The 250-nt window shown below is 42.0% G+C and carries 1 protein-coding gene; it reads right to left on the reverse strand.

Going from position 1 to position 250, the window contains the following annotated elements; all coding sequences use genetic code 11:
- The coding region (locus AAEY78_RS14280; protein ID WP_502943787.1) for a hypothetical protein at positions 1-250 on the reverse strand (250 nt) is incomplete at both ends.

The following is a 250-nucleotide window of genomic DNA, read 5'->3' on the forward strand; positions in this document are numbered from 1 at the left end:
TATCAATATTGGGCATGTGCTCACGTAATGTGGCTAATGCGTTACCCACTAATGGACCGCCATAATAAGCTTTAACCGCAACGAGGCTTAGTTTACCTTTAGCAAATTCAAGTACTTGCAGTGCACCTGGGTATTCTACTAATCTTTGTATGTAAGCGGTCACTAACTGCTCTGGTGCAATCAGCTCATCAATAATAAAACCGCCGCGAGGCTTAGCGTCACCACTTTTAATTTCACTATTGATAAACAG

Origin of the sequence: Psychrobacter sp. 16-MNA-CIBAN-0192, assembly GCF_040309565.1 — a bacterium.
In the GTDB taxonomy this organism is placed as follows: Bacteria; Pseudomonadota; Gammaproteobacteria; order Pseudomonadales; family Moraxellaceae; genus Psychrobacter.